Annotated in this window: 24 protein-coding genes; 6 read left to right on the forward strand and 18 right to left on the reverse strand. The window is 46.9% G+C overall.

All coding sequences use genetic code 11. The features are described 5' to 3' along the window. Positions 1–27: 27 nt before the first annotated feature. The gene (locus GWG06_RS21270) at positions 28–1,038 is read right to left on the reverse strand and encodes a hypothetical protein (protein ID WP_202183081.1); all 1,011 of its coding nucleotides are present in this window, start codon (positions 1,036–1,038) and stop codon (positions 28–30) included. A gap of 205 nt (positions 1,039–1,243) precedes the next feature. After that, on the reverse strand, positions 1,244–2,035 hold the full coding sequence (locus GWG06_RS21275) for a methyltransferase, TIGR04325 family (RefSeq protein ID WP_160715785.1): 792 nt from the start codon (positions 2,033–2,035) through the stop codon (positions 1,244–1,246). Between the two features lie 396 nt (positions 2,036–2,431). On the opposite strand from GWG06_RS21275, the gene GWG06_RS21280 reads away from it, so the two are divergent. From GWG06_RS21280 to GWG06_RS21290, 3 genes are all read left to right on the forward strand, one after another. Continuing rightward, complete coding sequence (locus GWG06_RS21280) at positions 2,432–2,764, forward strand: helix-turn-helix domain-containing protein (protein WP_160715787.1); 333 nt, start codon at positions 2,432–2,434, stop codon at positions 2,762–2,764. Positions 2,765–3,058: 294 nt separating this feature from the next. Then, a complete protein-coding gene (locus GWG06_RS21285) occupies positions 3,059–3,499 on the forward strand; it encodes a MauE/DoxX family redox-associated membrane protein (RefSeq protein WP_160715789.1) in 441 nt (146 codons plus the stop codon). A 36-nt stretch (positions 3,500–3,535) separates the two neighbouring features. Then, the gene (locus tag GWG06_RS21290; RefSeq protein ID WP_148128169.1) at positions 3,536–3,787 is read left to right on the forward strand and encodes a hypothetical protein; all 252 of its coding nucleotides are present in this window, start codon (positions 3,536–3,538) and stop codon (positions 3,785–3,787) included. 107 nt (positions 3,788–3,894) lie between these two features. Here GWG06_RS21290 and GWG06_RS21295 read toward each other — a convergent pair whose 3' ends face one another. From GWG06_RS21295 to GWG06_RS21335, 9 genes are all read right to left on the reverse strand, one after another. Further along, entirely contained in the window at positions 3,895–4,314 is a 420-nt protein-coding gene (locus GWG06_RS21295; RefSeq protein WP_160715791.1) for a hypothetical protein, read from the reverse strand. Positions 4,315–4,374: 60 nt separating this feature from the next. Next, positions 4,375–5,508, reverse strand: coding sequence for a type I restriction endonuclease (locus tag GWG06_RS21300; RefSeq protein WP_160715793.1), 1,134 nt, complete (start codon positions 5,506–5,508; stop codon positions 4,375–4,377). 32 nt (positions 5,509–5,540) lie between these two features. Continuing rightward, the gene (locus tag GWG06_RS21305; protein WP_160715795.1) at positions 5,541–6,533 is read right to left on the reverse strand and encodes a DUF4407 domain-containing protein; all 993 of its coding nucleotides are present in this window, start codon (positions 6,531–6,533) and stop codon (positions 5,541–5,543) included. A gap of 11 nt (positions 6,534–6,544) precedes the next feature. Further along, on the reverse strand, positions 6,545–7,105 hold the full coding sequence (locus tag GWG06_RS21310; RefSeq protein ID WP_160715797.1) for a hypothetical protein: 561 nt from the start codon (positions 7,103–7,105) through the stop codon (positions 6,545–6,547). Between the two features lie 10 nt (positions 7,106–7,115). After that, a complete protein-coding gene (locus GWG06_RS21315; RefSeq protein WP_160715799.1) occupies positions 7,116–7,502 on the reverse strand; it encodes an HNH endonuclease in 387 nt (128 codons plus the stop codon). 325 nt (positions 7,503–7,827) lie between these two features. After that, complete coding sequence (locus tag GWG06_RS21320) at positions 7,828–8,040, reverse strand: hypothetical protein (protein ID WP_160715801.1); 213 nt, start codon at positions 8,038–8,040, stop codon at positions 7,828–7,830. 98 nt (positions 8,041–8,138) lie between these two features. Continuing rightward, on the reverse strand, positions 8,139–8,804 hold the full coding sequence (locus GWG06_RS21325; RefSeq protein ID WP_160715803.1) for a response regulator: 666 nt from the start codon (positions 8,802–8,804) through the stop codon (positions 8,139–8,141). Beyond that, entirely contained in the window at positions 8,801–10,393 is a 1,593-nt protein-coding gene (locus GWG06_RS21330; RefSeq protein ID WP_160715805.1) for a tetratricopeptide repeat-containing sensor histidine kinase, read from the reverse strand. The genes GWG06_RS21325 and GWG06_RS21330 overlap by 4 nt, the downstream gene beginning before the upstream one ends. Positions 10,394–10,586: 193 nt before the next feature. Continuing rightward, entirely contained in the window at positions 10,587–10,739 is a 153-nt protein-coding gene (locus GWG06_RS21335) for a hypothetical protein (RefSeq protein ID WP_160715807.1), read from the reverse strand. Positions 10,740–11,098: 359 nt separating this feature from the next. On the opposite strand from GWG06_RS21335, the gene GWG06_RS21340 reads away from it, so the two are divergent. After that, complete coding sequence (locus GWG06_RS21340) at positions 11,099–12,091, forward strand: hypothetical protein (RefSeq protein WP_160715809.1); 993 nt, start codon at positions 11,099–11,101, stop codon at positions 12,089–12,091. Between the two features lie 106 nt (positions 12,092–12,197). Here the strand turns inward: GWG06_RS21340 and GWG06_RS21345 are convergent, their stop codons facing one another. The 5 genes from GWG06_RS21345 to GWG06_RS21365 all read right to left on the reverse strand — a co-directional run bounded on the left by GWG06_RS21345 (position 12,198) and on the right by GWG06_RS21365 (position 20,686). Then, positions 12,198–13,718 (reverse strand): sulfatase family protein, encoded by a 1,521-nt coding sequence (locus tag GWG06_RS21345; protein WP_160715811.1) that lies wholly within the window; start codon positions 13,716–13,718, stop codon positions 12,198–12,200. A gap of 6 nt (positions 13,719–13,724) precedes the next feature. Next, positions 13,725–15,377 (reverse strand): RagB/SusD family nutrient uptake outer membrane protein, encoded by a 1,653-nt coding sequence (locus tag GWG06_RS21350; protein WP_160715813.1) that lies wholly within the window; start codon positions 15,375–15,377, stop codon positions 13,725–13,727. 18 nt (positions 15,378–15,395) lie between these two features. Beyond that, on the reverse strand, positions 15,396–18,722 hold the full coding sequence (locus tag GWG06_RS21355; protein WP_235938475.1) for a TonB-dependent receptor: 3,327 nt from the start codon (positions 18,720–18,722) through the stop codon (positions 15,396–15,398). 176 nt (positions 18,723–18,898) lie between these two features. Next, positions 18,899–20,038, reverse strand: a complete 1,140-nt coding sequence (locus GWG06_RS30760; protein WP_160715817.1) for a FecR family protein — start codon at positions 20,036–20,038, stop codon at positions 18,899–18,901. Positions 20,039–20,104: 66 nt separating this feature from the next. Next, positions 20,105–20,686, reverse strand: a complete 582-nt coding sequence (locus GWG06_RS21365) for an RNA polymerase sigma factor (protein WP_160715819.1) — start codon at positions 20,684–20,686, stop codon at positions 20,105–20,107. Positions 20,687–20,989: 303 nt separating this feature from the next. Between GWG06_RS21365 and gap the strand changes: the two genes are divergently transcribed. Beyond that, complete coding sequence (gene gap, locus GWG06_RS21370) at positions 20,990–21,991, forward strand: type I glyceraldehyde-3-phosphate dehydrogenase (RefSeq protein WP_127036410.1); 1,002 nt, start codon at positions 20,990–20,992, stop codon at positions 21,989–21,991. Between the two features lie 131 nt (positions 21,992–22,122). On the opposite strand, the gene msrA is transcribed toward gap, so the two are convergent. Next, positions 22,123–22,611, reverse strand: a complete 489-nt coding sequence (gene msrA, locus GWG06_RS21375; protein WP_127036412.1) for a peptide-methionine (S)-S-oxide reductase MsrA — start codon at positions 22,609–22,611, stop codon at positions 22,123–22,125. A gap of 200 nt (positions 22,612–22,811) precedes the next feature. Between msrA and GWG06_RS21380 the strand changes: the two genes are divergently transcribed. Next, positions 22,812–23,345 (forward strand): SRPBCC family protein, encoded by a 534-nt coding sequence (locus GWG06_RS21380; RefSeq protein WP_160715821.1) that lies wholly within the window; start codon positions 22,812–22,814, stop codon positions 23,343–23,345. A gap of 20 nt (positions 23,346–23,365) precedes the next feature. Here GWG06_RS21380 and GWG06_RS21385 read toward each other — a convergent pair whose 3' ends face one another. After that, complete coding sequence (locus GWG06_RS21385) at positions 23,366–24,562, reverse strand: winged helix-turn-helix domain-containing protein (RefSeq protein ID WP_127036416.1); 1,197 nt, start codon at positions 24,560–24,562, stop codon at positions 23,366–23,368. Positions 24,563–24,667 lie beyond the last annotated feature (105 nt).

The raw sequence follows: 24,667 nt of genomic DNA on the forward strand, positions 1-24,667 counted from the left end.
TCTTCTGAAGCAGTTTGTCAGATGTCATTATTTCCTTTTGTCCTTTACCAGTTCAGGAGTATACAATGCTAACTGAAATTCAGGCTGGTATTCATAACGGATCATTTTACCTAAATTTAAGGATTTTATGAACGTTGATAAAGGACCGTTGCCCAATTGAAGTTTAAAGTTGCTTTTCCTTTTACTGCCGGCTTTTTGAAGAGCACGCGTATCTGAATAGCCGTGTGTCAGCTCTCCTTTTGTGTTTTGATTGATAAAATTGGTGCGGACAATAGCAACTTTGGTGGCGGAAACATCCAGTTTGTTTCCTGTTATGGTAAAATCCGGATTGCCGGTTTCATCATAAAAATGGAATGTCAGATGGTCTTTATTATCCAGGTAGTCGATAGGAATGACCCATTTAGGCAGGTTGTAACCCAGTACACCACGCACTCTTCCCAATTCTGAATCGAGGGGCAGTTTTACCACATATCCCCAGAGATTTTTTTCTTTCAGTTCTCCCAGTAAAGAGAAGATACCCCGGTTGGGTTTATCCGGCTTACCTGTTATGATGGAGATAGATAATTCGTTGTAGGCATCGTTATCGCAATAATGGTAGCGGTAGGCGGTGATGGCGATAAGCCCGCGGCCCGGCATAATGGAAATTGGTTTGACAAGATCCCGGACTGCCGCAGGGATCAACTCTTTCAGGCGCTTCATATCTGCCGTGTAAATGGCCGTAATACTGCTGTTGCTATAATAGAAATTAGGAGAATAGGTAGTAAAGCCTGCTTCTTTTTTCTGTTTCTGAATAGTTTTGAACCAGCTGAGGTCAATATCAGGTCTTTCTGCTGCAATTACCGAAAGGGGAGGATTGGAACGAAACCGGTCGTATAAACCGCCTTTCAGCACAGGTACAGGATGTCCTGCAAGGTCAATCATCACCTGGTTCCTGCTAATGGTATCTGATATAAAACCGGCAGGACCAGCAGGCGCATTGTTTTTACCGGAATACATGCAGATGTGTGTTACGATGATGAAGGTTTTGATAATACTCATGGTGTAATTATTTGATAAGCAAAGTTCAGTAGTATCTCAAAATGGGAAGTAGCTGAATCGGGGGAAGTTGTAACAGTATCTCTGGTACTCTTTCAGGTGGCAGTATAGGCAGGGTGAGATGGCTATTGCGGTGGTAGGGGTGTCCACCGCACACGCTCAGAATAGGCCCGGATAGTTATGCCGCCTGCTATCCGGATGATTTGCCTCACTTTTTAACAAGGCATATGCCTTTTGAATATCCAATAGGTTCGTTATTAATCTGAAGAATAGATTCTCCCTCTACATAGGTTTTGAAATCGCCCTTGATACAGTAATCATGTTCAAAGTGCTGAATGAAGGAGGCTTCATGAAAGAACCAGGCCGGGTAAGATGCTTCATATACCGATGGCCATACCTTTTGAACAGTTAGCCTGTCTTTGTTGTCTCTGATAAAAGGTGTTCTGTCAAACAGTATCGTTTTAAAGCCATAGGAAGTAAGTCTGTGCAGGAAATGATGCGGATCGGGCAAAAACTGGATGACGCCGGAAAGTATGATCAGATCTATGTTTGTAGCCGCCAGGCATTCTTCAATTGAATAAAAGAATTTCAGCGTACTGTTTTCAAACAGATCTCTGCCGCATTCAACATAATGATTCTGCTCAACAATGCACCAGGTAACGCAAACATCAGCCGGCAGAAAATCCTTTATCTGAAAGTAAGTGCTGCCAAGTGAACCTCCAAAGTCCAGTATATTCAAAGGCGTTCCTTTTTCCCAGGCTGTGCGTAGTAAACAGGAGAGTAATGGAAACGGATGTTCTTTTTTGTCAAAAAGTACGGAATCCCTTTCGTAGATAGCTTCTCCGTTTTTTATTTTTAACAGGGCATTTTTTGTTTTTTCCAGAATACTGGCTTTGCAATAACCATCGGAGATGGTGGCAGCTTCCTGCCAGGAAGAATAGTTGCCAAACCACCCATACTCATCCTTTCTGAACTTTTTTTTCAGGAAATACTTTATCATCAGATACACTTTGATTTAAAATTGCTACAGCTGACATATCCTTTTTGCCCGGAAGGAATAAGGAAATAAAGGATTCAACCCGGTATATATCATACAGGTTACTTCATTGTCTATACCAGGATAACGCTGAATGCGGTTTACCCCCTCTACTGCCGGTAAAATTTTATCTGCTGCCTGTTATATAGGTAGTATACCTGACGAAAATTGATATGTGTGATAGTGCCTGGATAAATGAGAAATGAACATATTTTAATTAGATGACATGTTTTTAGGCAGGTGATTTTTATGGATCATTGATTTTTGTTGTCTGTATCATCCCGGCTAAACTATTACCGCCTGTGGTCTTGCCTGAGTGATATTTGATTTGTATTTTTCTGGCAGGTGAAATTCTATGTCATGCGTATTAGCAAATCTCAAATCCTGGCTCTGGCAGAGGTACGTAGGTTCATTGACCAGGAGCCTTCCAGAAGATTCAGTATCCGGGAGCTGGTGCAGCATTCAGGATTAAGTGAAGATAAGCTGACCAGAAGATTTAAAGAGCTGTACCAGGTAAGCATCTATCATCACCAGTTACATGTTGCCATGGGGTATGCTGCTGAACTGCTGCAGCAGGGAGAGCTGGTGAAAACGGTAGCCATAACCTTAGGATATAAGACCCCCGGGAATTTCAGCAGAGCATTTTACAGGGTATTTCAGAAATATCCTTCTGAGATTAAGCCCGGAGCATAATCGGCCACCGCAATCTGGGTTCACTTTTCCCGGTTTTGGATATTAGTTTAAGTTTGTGATCTCATTTTACGATTGTAATTTGCTGCAGCAATAATCATTATACGAACAGTTAATCCGGCGATGCCGGAACAGCCCTTTAACCCTTAATTGTTATATCTCAGGTATAGAAGTAGCTCCAGGAAAATGTTGTAATAGCAACATCTTTTTTTGTTATCCGGTGTTACCGACATTGTTGGTGCTGGCCTGCTATGACTGTAATCAACCTGATGATGTTACACCATTAAACCCTTTCCAGTGAAACGTTCTGTAGTTATTGAAATTATTTGTTACACATTTTTTCTTCTTTTTGTCTATGCAAGCCTGGCTAAACTTTTTATCTATCCTACATATTTGCGGGACCTGAGGCGTTCGCCTTTAACCGGCAATTTTGCGTTCATCTTATCTGTAGCAATTCCTGCTGCCGAGTTGATAATAGCAACCATGGTGCTTATTCCGAAATTCAGACAACGGGGGCTGGTCGGCAGCTTTGTTTTAATGGCGCTGTTTTCGGTGTATGTAGCCTATGTGGTATTCTTTGCTGAAAAGCGTCCCTGCTCCTGCGGAGGCATCTTCCGGAATATGAGCTGGAGAATGCATCTGGTGTTTAATGCCGGTATGACGCTGCTAGCCTGTGCAGGTATACAGCTGAATAAAACAAACGATCTGGTTACTGTATCAGCACAATCGTCATGCTGAAAACTATTTTGATTCTGTATCTTCTAAATATGTTTTATGAAAAAGGTTAAACACATCATTATTACATTGCTGGTCGTTATTGCTGTTGCCGGCGCCAGCTATGGCACTAGGAGCGTTTCGAAAATTTATTATTACAGGAGCGTCGTGGGCCAGTACGTTCCCTTCGAGTCAGAAGTTAGCTGCAGCAAGTTTGCAACTGGTTGTATTGTGCAGACTCCCTGGGCGGGCATGCAGCAGGTATATGTTCAGACAAGCCCCGGGATATTTAAGGCAGTGACCTGGGATTGAGGATTACATGGGGATATCCATGACGTATTTTGTCCTTTGCCATATTACAGTGCCGGAAGGTTTTATCATGGTGAAATGATAAAACCTCCCGACACTTTTGTTCGCAACTAAATTTCTTTATCATGCTGAACGAGAAATGGGGGAAGGAACGTAAGGCCGGCAGCAGCAATTCCCATTATCACAAAGCCGTAACCGATGGAGATGCTGCTGACCAAGGTGTTGGCCAGGTCCCCGAGTACCCCCGCATTAGTTGCAGATGGAATGGAACCTATGTGCTGATTGAATCTGATGAGGAAAGTCCCTGCCATTCCTAAGGCCACTACACCTGGTATCAGTACCCATTTTGTGAATCTGGTAAATGACATAACAGCTGCTATCACTGCCAGTGAGAGAACAATTGTACCGTCTCCTTTTCCGTTTTTAAAGTAGTTGACAGCACCAATAAATGGAATGTTTATCAGGGGCAGAAACACGGATACAGCAAGCAGGCATGAAAATGTAAACAAAATGACTTGACTTCTTTTCATATGTAATGATTGTTGTGGCGAAAATTTATCAATCCCTGGCGGAAGGAGAGGTAAATAGTATTAAATCGGGCGACCGGTTGTGTATACGTCACTATCCGAGTACTTCGGTGAACTCACCTGCACTTTTTCGGCATCATACCATTCTACTGTTCTGTGAAGTATTTCTTCGAATTTAAAGAGATCGTCAATATTCATCAGCTCTGCTCTGGTTTCCTTTTTTTGCTCATCGAAAGTGCCGATATATTTCCGGGAACCGTTAAAGTACAATCTGCAGATGGTTTTCCTGTTGTTGTCATCCAGTAATATAGCGAAATAGGATTGCGCATCCCGATAAACTACTCTGGCAGGCTTTATCTTCTGGCGGAGTATTGTCTTTACAATCATATAGCCTTCTATTTCCTCCTGGGTGGTTTCAATCATGGAACCCTTTTCTTCTACATTGGGCGTTACTTCCTTTTCAGTGTCGGATGGTTCCGCGTCATTTTCCGCTTTCAGCGCGGATTTAAGTCTTTCGGTTATCAGGTCATTGATATATTGCTGGATTGACTTCCTGGTAAGGGAGCCGAGTTGCTCAACAACTTTTGAAGTTAACATTCCCTTGTATATCTGTCTGGCAAAGTGCCGTATCAGCCCTTCGGATGGGTTCTGGAACTCAACATTTATCAAGGTTTTGAGCTCATTCATATATTTGAGTTCGCTCGCAGTAGTCTGGATATTTTCCAGGTTGAAGTATGACTTGTGGAATTTTTTTAATTCTTCAATCTGATTATCTTTTATATCTGTAATGTTAAATTCAAAGAATGGCTTTTCATCCATTTTATTCTGTTCGGAAAGATCTGTATAGAACCGGTAGGTAATTCCATTGGACAATAAGCCGAATTTAGCAGTTGTGGTATGGAAATAGCGGAAAAGCTGAGAATTGTGCGGGTCCAGGTTTTCTCCCCAATGCTTGCATTCGATAAGTATAGACGGCTTCCCTTCTTTCAGTATAGCATAGTCCACTTTTTCACCTTTTTTGATTCCGATATCCGCAATGAATTCCGGCATTACTTCAAAGGGATCAAATACATCGTAACCCAGTACTTTAATGAAGGGCATGATAAAAGCATTTTTAGTAGCTTCTTCAGTCTGAATCTGATTTTTGAGCTTTTCGACTTTGTCGCCGAAGAGTTTGATTTCGTCTTTAAAATCCATAGGAGTTTTTTTCTGTTGAAGTAAGAAACATATCATTCAAATCCTTTTCCAAGGGCATCCAGCCGTCGCATTTGCAATTGCATATGATGCATTACCACTTTTTCGTAGTCATTTGACAGATCGCCCATTTTACTGAATAGTACCAGCAGTTCTATGAAGAGAAAGAAGAGAATCCACAGGATCCAGAAATATAAGGCAACGGAAGATGCGGATAACATCTGTTTCATAATCATTAGCTCATCCAGGAAGCCTGTACTGGATTTCATTTCCTTTTCCAGTGCGGGTTTGATGTGCAATAATTCATTTTCCTTAATGGCCTTTTGCTGCCGCATAGCGCCAATGGCCGAGTCGAGGGACGGCAGTAATGCTATTTTGGGATTGGGTACTAATGTAGTGGCAACTGTTACTTCACCTACCGACTTCCAGATTGTTGACTCTCCGCCTGTCGGTGTTGTTGTTTGCACGGGTACGCGTTTGGTTACTTTCTGGGTAGTGGTGGCGGTCAGGTTGGGGTGGTTACTGATATCCGTCACATAGCTTTCTCTTTCCAGTTCTTTTTTATCGATCGATGTATCCAGCGCCGCGATCTGCTTTCGTAATTCTTCGGTTTTCGAAGGTAATAATCTGTCTACTTTTACCGAAACGTAAGAAATTTTTTCGATCTCAATATCTTTTTCGAACAATATCTGATCGATGATTACTGCGCCCAGAAAGGACATCATGACGGCCAGGCAGGCCCTGGAAACCAGCAGCAGCGGACTGGGCTTTATGCACAGGATAATCTGTTTTTCAACCTGTACAATAATGACGGTAGCAAGAAAACCCGCGAGTATGCATCCTGGGAGACTAAGCGACAGATAACGATGCGCAAAAGTAAAACCAATAAAAAACCACAGAATACAGACAATCAGCATAGCTGCGGTATATTTCTTCACAGATTTAAAAGCAGCTTCACTGCAATGCCGCAGGATGTTGTAATTGTAACCTGTCATGAAGCAGCCGAAGCGGATCCATAGATGTTTCATAACACTTGGTTTTAAAAGGTTTTGTTCAGAATCATGTGACTGGAAATGGCTGCAAGGCCATTCCTGAATCCCCTGGTATAGCTGATGATAATGCCATGACCAACACCTTCGTTCTGTTTTGCCTGTTCTTCGATTTCTTTGACCTGACTGATATGACTCTCGGCAATTTCCTTCTTGACACTAAGTTCTTCAACGGTATCAATCATGCCGCTTCTGCTGCGGCTTGAGATGTGGAAGTTGATTTGCCGGATAAAATCTTCGTAGAACGTTTTTACTTTCCGGATAGATCTTTCCAGGTCATTCTTTAAAGCAATCACATTTTGATCGAGATGGGTGGCATCCGGATTTATCAGGGCATCATTATACCCTTTGGATTCATAATTCTTGTCCAGGAAATCGTATAAAAGAAGGATGCCGCCGTTGAGTGGTGTAACGGATTTTGCTTCAGGCGGCTCTTTTTCCGGTGCTTCCTTCTCGATAAAGAGCGTTTCCGGAATATCGGGTATTGCAGGCTCCATGGCCATGGTATGCCCATTCAGGCGTTGCCGGTTGAAAATATTGAATAAGCCCATACATATTTTATTAAATAGTGATTGTGGGTACTTTATACTTATTATGTCCTTTGCTGTGGCAGGATTCGCAAAGCGTGATGAGTAAATGACCGGGATAATCCCAGGGGACGCGGAACCGTTGCTCGCTCGCTATAAAGTGGTATTGCCGGTGATGCACCTGCAAGTCTTTGTCACTACGGCAATACACACAGCGATGCATGTCCCGCTCCAGTATTTTCTTTCGTTTCGCTTTCCAGTCCGGATGAAATAAAAGCGCGCCGTAACTGCCGTGAGATTTGACGTTCAGGTAATCCTGTTCCTGTGATTTTGCCGGAACATTCTCCTGAACATACCGGCTGTAAGACTGATCTCCCTGAAACTGCAGGTATTTATACGGCGCATGGTTTGGAATTGTCATAATAATAAAGATTGGAGGTTATTGTAGCATCATTCCGGTTAGAACCACCTTATTGATTGCACCGGCATGGCGTTCTGGTTTCCCATTTGCACAGCGTTCTGATGGCCATTGCTTTCTCAAGAGGGATGCCGATAATCTGGCGCCTGCAATTGTTTAATCCGGGGCAATTGGGATTATAGTGATACCTCTCAGCATATTTACTGTCACAGATATACACTATTATCTGATTGCAGTGAAAATGAATTATAAGCAACCAGGCATACAGGAGTTTCATAGCTTGATCGGTTCTGAAGATAAGGGGTTACAGAAGAACGGGGAAAAATGCTTAACTGGTATGGCAGGGCCTGGAACAGGTCCGGCAGCCATTTGCTTTCTCATAACGTTTCTTTGCTTCCAGAACGGCTGCCTGACATGTTTCAAATTCTCCCAGGTAAGTCCGGTTATACATCAAAAGAAAATAAGGGCAGGTGGCGGTGTGTACTTCATGATCGCCTTTGTCAGACTGAGGATTATTGTTTACGTAATACTTCTGTTTCATGGTTATTTTAATTTTATAAAACAAAAGTATATTTCATCCACTGTCTTATTTTATGGGAAACCGTAATCCGGAGTTTGCCGGCTGAATTTTTAAAATATTCAGATAGCACCCAGTTCTTTGAAGTAAATCACTAATTGCTCGTTCTTGGTAAAACCAAGTGTGTCTTTCATCTGATTAAGTTTTTTTTCAACGCTGCTTAATCCTGATGGCTTTATTCCTTTCTGCTGGAGGTATGCCGGTATGTCTTTCTGCAGCATCCCCTGGGAAAGCAGCTTTATGATGATGATATCAACATCTGAAAAGGAGTAGGAATTCTTTTTATCTATTAACTGACTGATATGTCGGGGGAAATAACGCCGGTGGCGGCCAATTTCCCTGATGGCCTCTTTCAGCTCCTTCGCGTCGTTTCTGGCTTTGCGTACAAAGCCGTCAATGTCATACTTGTTATAGAGCTGATCAATAGTGGCAGGCTTGTGTTCTGCTGAGAAGATCAGGATATTCAGGTCGGGTTGCACTTCCCTGGCAGCGATAATCAGATCTATACCGCCGGAAATTGCCTGCTTTGTACCATCCGGATCGAAGGACAGGTCTGTAATAAGAAGATCGAAGGAGCTGTCTGTTTTAACTGCCTGTACGATTTTACTCAGTGCATCATCGCAATAATAGGCATATGCTATATTGGTAATGTCCAGTTCTTCCAGTGTTTTCTGTACAGAAATATTGGCGCTTTCGTGATCTTCAGCAATAAGTACCTTTGTAATCATGAGGATTGAGCTATTGGGATGGTAATGTGAATTTTTAATCCTTTAGCAGGATGTTCAAATGTATATTGCCCGTTAACTTTTCTGATACGGTTTCCCGTATTCCGTAATCCGTTTCCATACTTAACTTGCCCGGAAATACCGATGCCATTATCGGTATAGCGTATTTGCAGCAGGCTGTTCTGACATTCAAACTTTATCATCACGGAATCGGCCTGGCTGTGTTTTTTCATATTAACCATCAATTCCTGCAGAATATGTTCAACCTCATGTTGTACCTGTACATCGACCTGGTTCCATAGCGCAGCGCTGTTTCCGATGATCAGGACCTTGATATGCCCGGAGCCGAATGCTTCCAGCAAATTGTCAATTTTAACAGGAAAGGGAATTTTTGAGATGACAGGGGGTTCATAGGAGATATCACGGGAGCGCTCATACAGTACTTCAATCCTATCTATAAGTTCTTCCTTGTCAACCGATGTTTTATGCTCAAGACCTGACATTATGTTGTACAAGCCATTGGCTACTACGTCATGCACCCGCTGAGAGGTGGTCAGCTGAAAGTCCTGTATAGCCTGGCGGGAGGCAAATTCTATCTCCTGCCGGCGTCTGCGGGAACGATGTACTAAAGCAATACCGGCTGTAATGAAAGAGAGGATAACCAGCACCAGTATGAACCACTGTACTACCAGCTGGGTTCTCTTTTGGGCATTATCCTTTTGCAGCTGGAGATTGTCAGCCTTGCTTTTTGCGGTTTCGTACCGGATTAATGCGAATTGGTTCTTGGCTGTATTCTTGGCCGTCTGGATACTATCTGTCAGATTTTGGTAACGGATGAAATATGGTTTCAACAGATTGATGGGACTAAGTGTAATAAGTTTGGACAGTGCTTCGACTTCGTCATCCGGACTGTTCATCTGCCGGGCGATTTCGTACCTTTTACCGGCATAGTAAAGCGCCGAATCCGGTAAGGATGGCGAATAATAGTCTGACAGATGCGCGTAAGAGGCATTAAGCCCCCTGATGTCGTTTGAATCCTTTCGGATCTGTAAGGCCTGGTATAGTTCAGGACCAGCGGGATAAGCAGGATCTTTCAGCCATTTGGTTCTGGCATAATTGGAAAGGATCCGGGCATACTCTTTCTTATCCCTGCTCTTTGCCAGTAAGGATTTGTATAGGCTGACAGCCTCGTTATAGTCGCCTTTCTTCTGATAAGTCAGCGCTATACTGTTTAAGGCAATAGCTTCGAAGTCCGTTTTATTTACGTATCTGAGCGCTTTGTTGTAATAATCGATTGCTGCTTCATAGTTCCTGAGATTAAGACAGACATTGCCCAGTTCATGGTAGTTAGAGCGAAGGACACCGTGGTGTTTTTTGTTACGTTCATTGAGATAGGTAAGGGATTTCAACAGACTTTCCTGTCCTCCGTAATGATCTCCCTCATACTCCTGGATGATGCCCATGTAAGTGTAGGCCATTGCAATATCCAGGCTGTCAGTGGCACTGGTTGCAACCAGATTGAAATAATAAAAGGCAGAGTCATTATTTTTATTGAAGAATGATTCTCCTTTATCCAACGTAGGGGCTGACACTGGTTGGGGAGATTTCCGTTTGGAGGTGCAGGCTAAGAGACTTCCAAGGAGTATGGACAGGATGATGGTTGAGGGGCGCACTAAATGATTATTTCTCTTAAAATTATTGAATTTCTCAGTTTTTGGAAATTAATATTGACAAGTAAATAAAAGAAGTGAGGCAAGAATTTTCTTGCCTCACGTAAAGTAAATATCAGGGCTTTCTCGGAGGAATTGTTCCGGTTTCGCCACCGGTATCCCCCAGAATAGTTACCTGTTCGCCATTGTTAGGATGGTTGTTATTCCCGTTGTTGGAATGGTTGGGGCATAAGAATGCCGTGAAAAAGCTGAATAATATATAAAACATTGTTGTTTTTTTTAATTTGTTTTGAAATAAGCTGCCGGTTGCCGGGCAGCCGGCAGCGGAGATTGAGTCAGTGAAGAAGCGCTTCTTGTTTTTGGGAAGTGTGGGTGTGGATTACGGAAGCTGTTGATCGCTTCCCAAAGCCGGTAACCGGCTTCCGCTTTCTTTACCCGGAGTGCATCGGTTCTGTACAGAGAACCTCTTAGCTAAGGAGGTGTTTACCCGATTGCAAAACAAAGATAGGATGGTGTAAGTGGTTGATTTGTAGGTGGTTCCGGTAAATCCTTTAAATCCTGAATTTCCCCTGGTAATTCCGGAAATGCAGATGTGAATTCCAATTATTCAGTTCAATAATTTGATTTATGACAACATGTTTTCCTGATTACCGGCAGCTGGTCATGCGGGCATATGAACGAAAGAAGGTAAACAATACATTACCTCTCGGCCTGATGCATCTCACTCCTGCAAACCTCAAAGATGAATGTGTGAAGAGTTGTACTAAAGATGTAAGTAGACGGGATGAGAAGATCATCAGGGATTTCTGCGGGGATTTGAATGAATCGAAAAGCTATAAGGATATCATTAAGCGATGTGACACGGATAGATTCAGGCCGCTGGTGAATTACCTGAAAGGAAAATCAGAAAATACAGATGAGAAGAATATCGAGTTGCTGGCCTGGCTTATTGATTTTTCCGGCAGGCCCTGGGAAATAGGGAAAAAGATTTCCGGAGAGGAAGATGTAAATGAAGACCCGGCGCCAAATGATGTCAACACGGTAGCAGAAGAAGAGGAAGTTTTATCAGATGCCCCGGTCAGCTTACCTCTGGCCGGAAGCGAGCTGCCTGCCGGAAATCCGGTAATTCCGGGAAATCCAATAATTCCGATAATTCAGGCGGAGACGGAGGACTCAAAAAGAGGGGAAATGATGGGCTTTACAACCACGACAGCTAATCCTCCCCGGAAATTAAAAGAAAAATCCGCGAAAACGCTGGCCGCAGTTATGTTATCGCTGGTGCTGGGAGCAGGTAGCATATGGTGGTGGCAAAATAGAAACCAGTCCGGCGCGGGCTGCATGTACTGGTCCGAAGATCATTATGAGCCTATAGCCTGTGATCAGAAAAAGCCCAATGTGAAGATTATAGCATTTGATGCCAGGAGGATGGAAAATTTTAAAAAGATAACCCAACCAGACACCATCACCTACCAGGCCATAGGGAAGGTTTGGTATTCCAAGATTAACAATAAAATGGAATATTATACATCGGGAGGAGAGCATCCGGTGGCCTTTGACCGGGAACTGAAGCCAATTACGGCTTATATTATTGATATTCATATCCGGAAGATCACGAATTGACAAATGAGCTGAAGAGGGGAGGCCATTCCTTACATTCCCGGTATGCTATAAAAAAGCAGATGGCCATCGCAACGATAACCATCTGCTTTACCACTTCTCCTCTCAGCTACTTCCCCGCCTTCACCTTCTCCAGTTCTGCCGCCATCTTCTTCACTTTCTCCGGATATTGCTCCGCTACATTCATGCGCTCCGGTGTTTTCCCACGAAGGTCATACAACTGGGGGTTGCTGTCATTGCCCAGTTCAATATTCACATCGGTAGCTACTTTGGGGCCTTTCGACGGAGATATATATTTCCAGTTGCCGGTGATAAAGGATAACGGTCCGCCCTGCGTAATTACATACGGGCGGTTCTTCACTGATTTCCCTGTCAGCTGCGGCAGCATGTCAAAGCTGTCGGGCGCATCGCCAGGGGCGTATGCCTGACCAGTGAGTGCTGCCAGTGAGGCGAAAAGGTCTATCTGGCTGATGAGTGCCGGGGAGCTGCGGTTCCCTTTGATGCCTGCGGGCCATTGCACGATGAAAGGTACGCGGGCGCCTGCTTCAAAGGCGCTGTATTTGCCGCCGCGCAGCGGCCCTGCAGGCTGATGTCCGCCGGCCAGTGCTACTGCCTGATCCAGGTAGCCGTCATTCAGTACGGGGCCGTTGTCACTGCTGAAGATAATCAGGGTGTTCTGTGTAAGCCCCAGGCTATCCAGCGCATGCACCAGCTGCCCTACGGTCCAGTCCAGCTGCAGGATGGCGTCTCCGCGCAGCCCCATGCCGCTTTTACCGCGAAACTGGCTGTGCGGATACCTGGGCACATGTATATCGCCGCTGGCAAAATAAAGGAAGAAGGGGTGTTGTTTGTTGTCGCTGATAAACTGTATGGCTTTGCCGGTGATGGTACCTGCGATATCAGCATCTTTCCAGCGGGCGCTGTTACCGCCGGTCATCCAGCCTATCCTGCTGATGCTGTCTACGATAGTCTGATTATGCCCCTGGTGCGGATCGGGCAGCATGCGTAGCTGCTCCGGGTTTTCTTTGCCGGTAGGGTCGTTGCCCACCTTATGTTTATAGCTGACGGTGATGGGGTCGTTGCTATCGAGGTGTACGACGTGATGATTTTCTACGAACACACAGGGTACGCGGTCCAGTGTTGCGGGCATGATAAAGGCATAGCTGAAACCTGTTTCCAGCGGACCGGGGCTGATAGCGGTATTCCAGTCTACGCCGGCGCTGCTGCCAAGTCCGAGGTGCCATTTGCCGATAACAGCTGTATTGTATCCGCCCTGCTGCAACATCCCCGGTAATGTCTGCCGGTCGGTCGGCAGAATGAGGGCTGCGTCGCCGGGGGCTATGCCGGTATTCCGTTGCCGCCACGGGTATTTACCGGTAAGTATCCCATAACGGGAAGGGGTACACGTAGCAGAGGTGGCATACGCGTTGGTGAAGCGTATTCCTTTTTTCGCCAGCTGATCGATATGCGGGGTGTGTATTTTTGTCATGCCGTAGCAGCTCACATCGCCATAGCCGAGGTCATCTGCATAGATGATAATGATATTGGGCTTCCGTTGCGCGGAAGCTGTCAGCGCACAGGCTATACAGATGAACCAGATACCTGTTTTTCTGATAAGGGAAGAATACATGATCGGTTAATTCAGATTAGGATTAATATTTGTTTCGCGTTGAGGGATGGGCCATCTGTCGTCTACGCCGGCCCTGAAGGCTTTGCTGGTAACATACCAGCGGCTGTACGGATCTGTGTTGCTGCCTTTTTTGCGGAGGATGACAGCCCCCGGAAAAGCAGCGCCGTAGAAATCACCGCTCAGCACTTGTGGCGCAATACCCCAGCGCAGCAGGTCCCAGTAACGGATACCTTCGAGTGCCAGTTCATTGCGGCGCTCACGGCGTAACAGGGTGCGTAATGCGGCCGGATCTGTCAGCGTAATGCGGGGCATATTCACAGAGGCGCGGCCCCTTACCCGGTTGATGGTATTGTCCAGCAGCCCCTGGTCTATCCCATCGCCGGCTTCCAGCCTGGCTTCGAGATAGCTGAGCAGTACTTCGGCATAACGGATAACGGGCAGATCGATGCCTGAATTCTGCAGATCGCCGCCGGCAAAATTTTCGTAATTGAATTTCTTCATGCCAAAACCTGTACGGGTGGCTTGTTTGGTGGTGGTCAGCTGATCTGGTGATTTGCTGGAATCCGGATGTGTGATATAGCGGAGATTCCGGAATGCCTGGTTGTTATACATCACGGTGTACCGCAGGCGGGGATCGCGTTGCGCTGAAACATCTGCGGGATTATAACGGGGATCGCTGAACGAAAACGGCGTGCCGTCGGTGAACTCATACGATTCCACGAGGCTGCCCAGCGGACAATACAGGTGCCAGCCGCCGGCCATGGCAGGATAGAGATGTTGCAGCATGGCATTGGAGGCGAGGTCCTGGGTATACTGTGTGGCAAAGATGATTTCCCTGCTGCCTTCGTTGGTGCCGTTGAAAAGGCTCTGGTAATCGGCTTCTATCAGGTTGTCGTTATAATCGATGATTTTTTTATAGGTGGCGGCAGCCGCAGCATATTGTTTTTCTGCCAGCTGCAGCCTGCCGAGAAAGGCCAGTGCAGCCTGTTTGCTGGCGCGTCCGCGCTCTGCGGCAGGAATATCCTTGTATTGTGGCAGATCGCTGATGGCGGCATTCAGCTCATCGGTAACAAACTGTACGATCTGTGCCCTGGGCGTTTTGGTAATGGTATTGGCTTCCTCCAGGGAGAGCGTGCGCGTAACCAGCGGCACATCCTTCCAGTATTGCGACATATAGAAATAGGTGCAGGCCCGCAGAAAACGCGTTTCGGCGATAAACCGCTTCAGCCTGTCGGCGCTGACGGGCGTCTTACCTACATTCTCCAGGAAATAATTACAGCGGCCGATACGTATATAACTGGCATTCCAGTAATCGCTGAGGATACTGTTATCTGCTGTCAGCGTACCGTTACTCAGCCTGTTCAGGGCGGCATTATCTCCGCGGCGGTCATAGGCATTGTCTGTGGCAAATTCGAGCATCAGCAAACCATAGTATGACCACCAGTCGGTGGCGGAAAACTCTGCCGCCTTCGTCATCTGGATATTACTGCGGTATACGCCGCTGAGTGCCAGCAGGGCATTCTGTTCGCTGGTCCAGAACACTTCGTTGGAATAGTTGTTGAGCGGTGATTTATCCAGTGCCTTTTTGCAGGAGACTGCGGCGACGGCCATGAATAATATCACCAGCTGTTTTTTATATTTTGAAAAGATAGTAATCATGTACTTGCAATTGAAAGATTAGAAATTGACATTCAATCCAACGGTATAGTTGGCGAGGATAGGATAGTAGGAGCCGCCGGTATTGATTTCCGGATCCCAGCCGCGGCGGTATTTACTCCACGTCCGTAGATTTTCTGCGCTCAGACTCAGCCGCAGTCCTTCTATACGGGCTTTCTGCAACATACTTCTGGGAAAGCTGTATCCCAGCTGTATGCTCTTCAGCCGCAGGTAAGAACCGTTCAGTATCCAGTACGAAGAGGGCTGCGTATTGGCAGTACCCTGGTTGGAGATGACTTCCAGGCGGGGATATTGCGCGTCGCGTCGCGGATTGTCTGCAGACCATCTTTCTTCCATCTGCCAGCGTTGTACATTGCCATTCTGGTAGAACGCCCATCCGGCGTAGTTATTCAGCATACCCTTCACGCCTGCAATCCCCTGCAAAAGTATGTTCAGATCAAAACCTTTGTAGCTGCCGCCCAGGTTAATGCCATAAGTGTATTTCGGAATGGTGGAACCCAGCACTTTGCGGTCGTATTGCGGCGTCACTTTACCATCCGGCTTGCCATCAGGACCGCTGATATCTTTATAGCGGATATCGCCGGGCTGCGGGTTCGGACTGATGGCGCTCATATCGTTTGATGCCTTCCAGGCGGCTATATCGGCGGCATCTGTGAAAAGTCCGTCTGCTTCATAACCATAGTACACGTTCATCGGATACCCGATGAAAAGCGTGCTGCCGTTACCGATGAGGCCATTAGGCTGATTAATGTTACCGACGCCGAGGTCCAGCACCTGGTTGTTGGTAATGGTTAAATTACCGCCGATGTTATAGCTGAACCTGCCGATATTATTACGGTAGCTGGCAGTGAATTCCCAGCCGGTATTTTTCAGCTTACCTGAATTCTGCTGCCCGACACTGGCGCCCAGCACCCAGGAAACGCTGCTGGAGGGACTTACCAGGATATCATATGTGTAGCGGTCGAAATAGGCGATGCTAATGTTCAGTTTCTGGCGGAAGAAAGAGGCATCAATACCCACATCTTTGGTACGCGTAGATTCCCAGTGAATAGTGGAATCTGCAATGGTCGTTCTGGCCGCACCGGGGCTGACAACACTCCCGAACGGATAGTTATAGCCGGTGAATAATAAGTTCTGATAAGGATAATCGCCGATGTTCTGGTTGCCCAGCGTACCATAGGAAGCGCGCAGCTTCAGTTCATCCAGCCAGCGGATATTGTTTTTTACAAAAGATTCTTCTGAGATGCGCCACCCGATTGCCATTGAAGGGAAGAATGCGTATTTGTCGCTTTTAGGAAAACGGGAAGAACCATCATAGCGTAAGTTGGTTTCGAAGAGATATTTTTTGTTGTAGTTATATTGGATACGCCCGAATACGGAGTTCAGGGCCGATTCGTTGGCATAGCTGTTATTGGTTTGGGTAGAAGGATCTCCGAGTCCCAGCTCGGTAAGGTCGTTGCTCGGAAGACCTGTTCTGGCTGCGTTTAATCCTTCATGATAATAACTTTCAAAAGAATAACCTGCCAGCACGCCCACTTCATGTTTCCGGAATTGTTTTTTGTATTCGGCCAGTGCCTGAACGGTTTTATATTGTATCAGTGAGTCTGCCTGCGAAAGGCTGGACGGTCCCAGGAAGATGTTGGCATTGATACGCTGGGTAGCCAGGAATGTTTTGCCTTGCAGCTGCATTTGCGTACAACCGCCGATTACAGACAGTTTGAGCGAAGGTATCACAGACCAGTCCAGCCGCATGTTGCCATTCAGATCCAGGCTCCTGTTTTTGTAGAAGGAGGCACTTTCCAGCCAGGCCACGGGATTGCCTTTGTTCACATTGCCCGCTCCCCAGTCGCCGTTGCTCATCCGGATAGGATAGTTAGGTGTGGTTCGTACCGCTGCGGAAATAATATCCTGCATACCGGTAGCGTCCAGCGTAGCGGGAGTAGCTGGCTGCCGTATGTTGGACTGGGTGACAGCCAGTCGGGTAGTGAGTTTCAGCGTATTGCTGATGTTGGTGCCGAGGTTTAAACGCACATTGTAGCGTTTGTAGTTGTTGCCGGTAACCAGGCCGTCCTGGTTCAGCATACCGGCGGAGATGAGATACTGCGTTTTGTCGTTACCGTTAGACAGGGAGATGTTATGTCCTGTCTGGATGAAATTTTTCCGGAAGGTAGCGCTGATGTAGTCGGCATCGGGGAAATTGTCAGGATCACTGCCATCCGCAAATTTCCGGATCTGTTCAGCGGTATATGATCCCGGCTGTGCTTCATTCATCAGGGTAGCGTATTCCTGTGCATTCACGAAAGCCGGGGTAGAAGTAATTTTCTGCAGCCCTGCATACCCGTTGTAGCTGAGCCGGAGTTTGCCGGCAGCGCCGGTTTTGGTGGTTACGAGGATAACGCCGTTGGCCGCGCGGGCGCCGTAAATGGCGGCAGAGGAAGCATCTTTTAACACGGAGATGCTTTCCACATCATTGGGATCTATATCATTGAAGGTACTGGTGGGGATACCATCCACCAGAATCAGGGCACTGGGGGTAGCGCCGAAAGAGCCGACTCCCCTGATCTGGATGGTGTTATTAACGCCGGGCTGGCCGGAACGTTGTATGACGGTAACGCCGGGCATCTGGCCGGTAAGTGCCTGCGAGAGCTGCGGCACCGGACGGTTATTGATGGCTTTGCTGCCCAGCTGCGATACAGCGCCGATCACCTGCGATTTATGCTGGGTGCCATAGGCTACTACTACCACTTCATCCCTTTTGATGCTTTGCCTGCTTAATATGATGTTGATGGAAGAAAGGCCATTGACGGACATTTCCCGGGTTTCATAGCCTACGAAGGAAATTTCCAGGAGCGCATTTTCCGGTACCTGGAGGGTGAACCGGCCTTCCGCATCGGTAGAAGTGCCTCTGGCAGTGCCTTTTACACGTACGGTAGCGCCAGGCAGCGGCGTGCCGTCTTCGTCTTTTACCACGCCCTTCAGTTCGGCCGCCGCTACCACCGCCTTTACAGGCACGGAGGGCAGCGCCGGTAAAGGCGTGCCGCTTCTCACCACCACCACTTTATCTACGATGCTGAAGGTAAGGTTCCTGGCAGACAGGCATTGCGCCAGCACCTCCCGGATATCTGCCCGGACTACATGCAATGTTACCGGAGCAGCAGATTTCAGCAGTTTCTCCTTGTAGAAAAACTGGTATCCGCTCTGCTTCTCTATCTCTTTAAAAACAATTTTCAGATTTACCTGGCGGAGAGATAAACTGATCTGTTGTGAATAGCTGCGGGCACTGATCTGTAAACACAGGGCCAATAGTAATAATGCCGTAAGCTTCATGGCCACTAAGATTTTGGTGATGCCTGCCCTTTTCCGGAGGGCATACGGAAACTTCGCTCCTAAAAGCATAAATTTGTGTGGTTTGGGTGAGAAAATTGAGATGACCGTCTTGTATTTCCACTGACCTGAATCCTGCCGGCGGTGCTGGAACACTGCCGGTTTTTTCTTTGTCAGCCTCAGGGCATAACAGTTACCTGTCTGCCGTTTATTTTAAAATGTATATCATTCAGCGATAGTATCTGCAGTACTTTTGACAATGGCAGATCACGGGAGATCCTGCCGGAAAATCCATCTTCGGTAATGTTGCCTTCAAAGCGTACTTCCACATCATACCACCTGGCGATCTGTTTCATCAGCACGTGAATGCTGACATCTTCAAACCAGAAATACCCGTTTTTCCAGGCGATGGCCTGTTCCGTATCTTCATACGTGATGGCTATGTTGTCTGCGCTGCCGGTTCTGGCCTGCTGACCGGGTCTGAGCAGGTGATTGTTTATTTTCACACAGCCGCTCACCAGCGTGGTAGCGGTATAATCCTCGTCGTTATAGGCATGAACGTTAAACGATGTACCCAGTACGGTAATCTCGTGATGACCTGCCAGCTGCACCCGGAAGGGCCGGCCGGCATCCCGGGCAACTTCAAAGTAGGCTTCGCCGCTGACTTCCACCGCACGCTCTTTGCCTGTAAAAGCAGCCGGAAAGCGGAGGGATGTTGCCGCGTTGAGCCATACGCGTGTACCGTCGGACAGTACCAGGCTGTAATGGTTACCACGGCCGGTAGAGATGGTATTCCAGGTAACGTCGCCGTTACCATGACCGGTGTACACCAGTTGTTTATTCACCATCCTGACAGCTGCATTGCCCTGCTGGCGCATCAATCCGTTGGAGGCGGTATCCAGGGCAATCACGGAGGCGTCGCCGAGTGTGAGGGTAGCGTGTTCTTTTCCCGGCGCCATATCAGCTGCAATTACCTGCACAGGCGCTGTAACGCTCTGCTGGCGGTTATGCAGCCACAGGTACGCAGCGCCCAGGAGTAGCCCGCTTACGGCCGCGGCCATGGCATAGGGCCGCCAGTAGCGCCGTTGTACAGGCGCCGGCTCGCTTCGCAGGATTTGCTGTAAAATATTATCCGCATCATTCCGGGCAATGACATCATCGGTGTCAGCAAGTTTTTCGCCGTTCTGCATGATGAGCATTTCCAGCGTTTCGGGTGGAGCATGCTCCAGCAGGGCCATCAGCTCTGCTATCTGCGCCGGTGTGGCGGTTCGGTTATAGTAGAGGGCAAAAAGCTCCTCCAGCCTGGTCTGGTTCATCATAACAGTGGTTGCTCATGATGATAGACAGTCAGCCGATACAAAAAGGGGGAGGGGGCTGAAAAAAAATTATTGCAACATACAGATAGCCGCTGTAGTTATGGCCAGCTGCAGTCTGACGTGTCTGGAAATAGCTCTGACAGCGGATTCCAGGTGCGACTTGACTGTTTCACGGCCAATGCCCAGGTGAGCGGCGATTTCCTGGTAGGTCATCCGCTGGTGACGATGCAGCAGCCAGATTTCTTTCTGCCGTGGCGATAGTTTATCAATGGCATCATCTATCAGCGAGTACATACTGGCCGAAGGATCCGGCTGATCTGCCACCATCGTATGTTCTCTGGCCCATTGCTCCCATTGGCGGTACTCGCGTACTTTTTTCTGCAACGCGTTGAGCGCATGATTTTTCGACATCGTCAAAAGATAGGCGCGGATATGCGTTATTCCCGTCAGCGTGGCGCGGTTATGCCAGATCTTCAGGAACACATCCTGTACTACCTCTTCTGCCAGCTGCCTGGAAGCGGTGATACGAAAAATATGCGTGGCCAGGAAAGGATGCCACTGGTCAAATAATGCTGTAAAGGCCTGTTCATCTCCAAGGGCTACCCTTGAAAGCAGGATGGCTGACTCGTTTTCTCTCACATGATTGTTCACTGCCTGCGATGATTGGTTGAAATATGTATTAATTGCTATCGTCCTGCTGCTGTATTTACATATTGTCCGCTATTGGTGGCGGCGGAGTTGCCTGCTTACAAAGATGTGGAAAAATCCAGAAAATACAAGCAGAAAATAAGAAAGGATCATCACTGCAGGAAGATGATATGGAAAGAAATACAGGACCAGACAATTCCCACATCCGGAAAGTAAAGCTGAAATCCTTTGTCAGCAATACATTGCACCGGTCTTTTGTTATTTTCCGCGTTATCAGATAACTTTACCCGCTATAATAACATCAACATGAGGATAGCTATTAATGGTTTCGGGCGTATCGGCAGGATTTGTTTACGCATGTTACTGGAAAGAAAGGGCATAGAAGTAGTTGCCATCAATGATCTGGCAGATACTCCGACCCTGGCGCATCTGTATACCTATGATTCCGTGCATGGGCCGTTTAAAGGAGAGGTAGAAGCGACCAGCGACTCCCTGGTCATTGACGGGAAACCCATCCGTATTTTCTCTGAACGTGATCCGTTGAAGCTGCCCTGGGCAGCACTGCATATAGACCTGGTGATAGAATCTACCGGGAAGTTTACTACCAGGGCCGCCGCAGAGCTGCACCTGCAGGCCGGCGCGAAGCAGGTAATCGTATCTGCCCCCTCGCCGGATAAAGATATTCCTACGGTTGTATTAGGGGTCAACGATCATGTCATCGATCTCACCTCACCGGTATTATCCAATGCCTCCTGCACCACCAACAACGTGGCGCCGATGGTGAAAGTGCTGGACGACAACTGGGGAATTGTAGATGGATACATAACTACCGTACACTCTATGACAGGAGATCAGAACCTGCATGATGCCCCGCACCGGGATCTGCGCAGAGCGCGTGCAGCATCGGCTTCCATCATCCCTACTTCTACAGGGGCTGCAAAAGCCATCACCTCCATATTCCCTCACCTGGAAGGCAGAATGGGCGGCGCCGGTATCCGCGTACCGGTATTAAACGGCTCACTCACCGATTTTACCTGCATCCTCAAAACGCAGCCTAAAGACGTGCGTGAAATCAACGCAAAGTTTAAAGAAGCCGCCGCCACCTCCATGAAGGGTGTATTGAAATATACCGAACACCCCATCGTTTCAATAGATATTGTTGATAATCCCTATTCCTGCACCTTCGATGCCTTACTCACCTCTATTGTAGGCGACCTCGTAAAAGTAGTAGGATGGTATGATAATGAGTTCGGGTATTCTAACAGGCTGGCGGATCTGGTGGTGAGAATCGGGGAACTTGGGAAATAATTACGAATTGCGAATTACGAATTACGAATGAGACACGAAGATTTAAGCGAAAAAGTAAATTCTTTATCCGCTTAAATCTTCGTGTCTCATTCGTAATTCGTAATTCGCAATTCGTAATTAAATTTAAGATTTTAAATTTTCCAATCCGGCCTCACAAAATGACACGTATACCCATACGGATGTTTCTGTAAATAATCCTGGTGTTCTTCTTCTGCATCCCAGAAATCTCCGGCAGGCAATACTTCTGTAACAATTTTGCCGGGCCATTTGCCGGAGGCATTGAGTGCTGCTATCAGTTCGGTGGCAGTATCACGTTGCCGGTCGTCCAGATAAAAAATGGCGGAACGGTAGGAGGTGCCAATGTCATTACCCTGCCGGTTACGCGTGGTAGGATCATGTATCTGGAAGAAAAATTCCAGCAGCGTGCGGTAAGATAATACCGTGGGATCAAAGGTAACTGCTATGCCTTCTGCATGCGATCCATGATTCCTGTAGGTGGCATGTGGTACATCGCCACCAGTATATCCAACAACGGTGGAGGTAACGCCGGGCAGCTGCCGGATTAATTCTTCCACGCCCCAAAAGCAGCCGCCGGCAAGAATGGCTTTTTCTGCAGTCATATATCAGGTGTTTTTATGAAATGAAGTTATAGCATTGCGCTGAATTAATCAATCTGTTGTATTGATTTCAGCCATCAGCTACTATCTGATCTGCCGGGGAATACCTGCTTTTTCTTTCGTTTTCTTACAAGGCCGGCTGGTATGACAGCTTTAATTTTGAGTCAGTAAAAATATTAAATCATCGTCTAACCGGTACTTGTATGAAAAAGCTGTTTTATTCCATCATTATCCTGCTGGCGGCAGTGGCTGTAGTTATAGGCGGCCTGGAGCTGTTCAGTCATTACACCCCATCCACCAGCATCCATAAAGATGCGCCGGTACAAACCAGGAAATCTATTGTTATCCATGCAACTCCGGAAAAGGTATGGACACTGCTGAGCAACGTTAACCACTGGAGCAGCTGGCAAACTGATATCCGGCATCCGAGGCTGAACGGACAGTTTGTGCCTGGTAATTCCTTTACCTGGGAAAGCGGAGGATTAAATATCCGTTCAGATATACATACGGCAACGCCTTATTCCAATATCGGGTGGTCCGGTCCGGCTTTCGGTGCATTCGCTATCCACCTGTGGACATTCACCGCCCTGCCAGATGGATATACCAGGGTAGATGTGGAAGAAAGTATGGAAGGATGGCTGGTAAAACTAATGGCACATAAATTTCAGCAGGGCCTGGACGACTCCCTGGATAAATGGCTGGCAGCGCTGAAAACCACTGCAGAGCAAGGAAAGTAAATTTTATTTTAACATGCACCTCAGAGGTTTTCCTTTATCGCTTTCAGGTATTTTTTGTTGTTTGATTTTGTAATGACGATACTCCTGCACTTGTTGAATGCTGCAAAATTTTTAAGCGCATCAATAACTTTGTCAAGCATCGGCTGACTCAGGGTCAGTGATTCAAAATGAAGATTGTGTACCGTTAAGATGCCTTTTTTTCTTTCTGCCTTGGCATCCATTCTGGCAACGAAGGTATCGCCGATCAGTATGGGGAGGCAAAAATATCCGTACTTACGTTTAGGCGCCGGAACAAAACATTCGATCTGATAATCAAAATCGAAGAAATCCTTTAACCGGTGCCGGAATACATTCAGTATATCGAAAGGAGAGAGAATGAAGGCATCGCCGCTCAGTGTAATCTTTTTGTTTTTATAGGCAGGCAGCATAAATAGCGGCCCGGTGTTCAGCCCTTCTATCGCCACGCTGCAGACTTCTCCGGCTTTCACCATCTTTTCCAGGGTTGCTTTTACAAGGTGATCTTTGGCGTAATGGGCGCGCCAGGTGATATCTTTTGTATACGCAATGCCCAGCGATTTTAATGAGCGAAGAATAACATGCCGCGCAAATTCTTCCGGTGAAGGCAGGGTAGTATCAATATCCGTAGGAATTAGATTGATGGGAAGGTCATACACTTTCTGGAATTTTTTATCCCGTGTAGACATTAGTCTGCCATCGTAGTAGAGCCGTTCCAGCGCTACCTTCGCCGGCCGCCAGTCCCACCAGCCGGAGCTGGTTCCCGGCCGGTCGTTTTCAAAATCCTTTACCATCAGTGGCCCTTCGCGCGCAATACGATCCAATACCTTGTCCATGAGACTGATTTCCTGCGGTGTCTGGGATGGTCTGCGTTGCAGGAATCCTTCCTTCACCGGCAGTGAAAAACGGAATTCTTCCATCGGAATATATCCTGCGGCAAAGGTGAAGAATTCAAAAATACGTCCGTCTGCCTGCAGTTCATCCACCCACTCCATTTTGTAATCAGGTATACGTGCAGCCATGGAATGATGATGTGCGCGCTCCACTACATAATTCGTATCTATCTGAACAAATCCCAGGTGATCTATCAGTTTGAAAACGGCTTCTATGCCTTTGCCAAACTGGGCCGGACGTGCCAGCCCTGCTGCATGGAGCACAATTTTTCTGGCTTGTGTACTGGAGAGATGATACTGCTGCGTCATGTAAGTAAATTAAGAAAATATTTGAAGAGTAGCAGTTGTTGATGCCGGAAAAATTGTATTGCATCCACAGGCTGTAAAACGATAGCATTCCTCCTGTATATATTT

The sequence above is a fragment of the Chitinophaga solisilvae genome, from assembly GCF_009928525.1.
Classification (GTDB): domain Bacteria; phylum Bacteroidota; class Bacteroidia; order Chitinophagales; family Chitinophagaceae; genus Chitinophaga; species Chitinophaga solisilvae.

Coding starts and splice junctions, on each gene's coding strand:
- GWG06_RS21270 (WP_202183081.1), bottom strand. CDS start 1,038: ATGAGTATTATCAAAACCTTCATCATCGTAACACACATCTGCATGTAT.
- GWG06_RS21275 (WP_160715785.1), bottom strand. CDS start 2,035: ATGATAAAGTATTTCCTGAAAAAAAAGTTCAGAAAGGATGAGTATGGG.
- GWG06_RS21280 (WP_160715787.1), top strand. CDS start 2,432: ATGCGTATTAGCAAATCTCAAATCCTGGCTCTGGCAGAGGTACGTAGG.
- GWG06_RS21290 (WP_148128169.1), top strand. CDS start 3,536: ATGAAAAAGGTTAAACACATCATTATTACATTGCTGGTCGTTATTGCT.
- GWG06_RS21295 (WP_160715791.1), bottom strand. CDS start 4,314: ATGAAAAGAAGTCAAGTCATTTTGTTTACATTTTCATGCCTGCTTGCT.
- GWG06_RS21300 (WP_160715793.1), bottom strand. CDS start 5,508: ATGGATTTTAAAGACGAAATCAAACTCTTCGGCGACAAAGTCGAAAAG.
- GWG06_RS21305 (WP_160715795.1), bottom strand. CDS start 6,533: ATGAAACATCTATGGATCCGCTTCGGCTGCTTCATGACAGGTTACAAT.
- GWG06_RS21310 (WP_160715797.1), bottom strand. CDS start 7,105: ATGGGCTTATTCAATATTTTCAACCGGCAACGCCTGAATGGGCATACC.
- GWG06_RS21315 (WP_160715799.1), bottom strand. CDS start 7,502: ATGACAATTCCAAACCATGCGCCGTATAAATACCTGCAGTTTCAGGGA.
- GWG06_RS21320 (WP_160715801.1), bottom strand. CDS start 8,040: ATGAAACAGAAGTATTACGTAAACAATAATCCTCAGTCTGACAAAGGC.
- GWG06_RS21325 (WP_160715803.1), bottom strand. CDS start 8,804: ATGATTACAAAGGTACTTATTGCTGAAGATCACGAAAGCGCCAATATT.
- GWG06_RS21335 (WP_160715807.1), bottom strand. CDS start 10,739: ATGTTTTATATATTATTCAGCTTTTTCACGGCATTCTTATGCCCCAAC.
- GWG06_RS21340 (WP_160715809.1), top strand. CDS start 11,099: ATGACAACATGTTTTCCTGATTACCGGCAGCTGGTCATGCGGGCATAT.
- GWG06_RS21345 (WP_160715811.1), bottom strand. CDS start 13,718: ATGTATTCTTCCCTTATCAGAAAAACAGGTATCTGGTTCATCTGTATA.
- GWG06_RS21350 (WP_160715813.1), bottom strand. CDS start 15,377: ATGATTACTATCTTTTCAAAATATAAAAAACAGCTGGTGATATTATTC.
- GWG06_RS21355 (WP_235938475.1), bottom strand. CDS start 18,722: ATGAAGCTTACGGCATTATTACTATTGGCCCTGTGTTTACAGATCAGT.
- GWG06_RS30760 (WP_160715817.1), bottom strand. CDS start 20,038: ATGATGAACCAGACCAGGCTGGAGGAGCTTTTTGCCCTCTACTATAAC.
- gap (WP_127036410.1), top strand. CDS start 20,990: ATGAGGATAGCTATTAATGGTTTCGGGCGTATCGGCAGGATTTGTTTA.
- msrA (WP_127036412.1), bottom strand. CDS start 22,611: ATGACTGCAGAAAAAGCCATTCTTGCCGGCGGCTGCTTTTGGGGCGTG.
- GWG06_RS21380 (WP_160715821.1), top strand. CDS start 22,812: ATGAAAAAGCTGTTTTATTCCATCATTATCCTGCTGGCGGCAGTGGCT.
- GWG06_RS21385 (WP_127036416.1), bottom strand. CDS start 24,562: ATGACGCAGCAGTATCATCTCTCCAGTACACAAGCCAGAAAAATTGTG.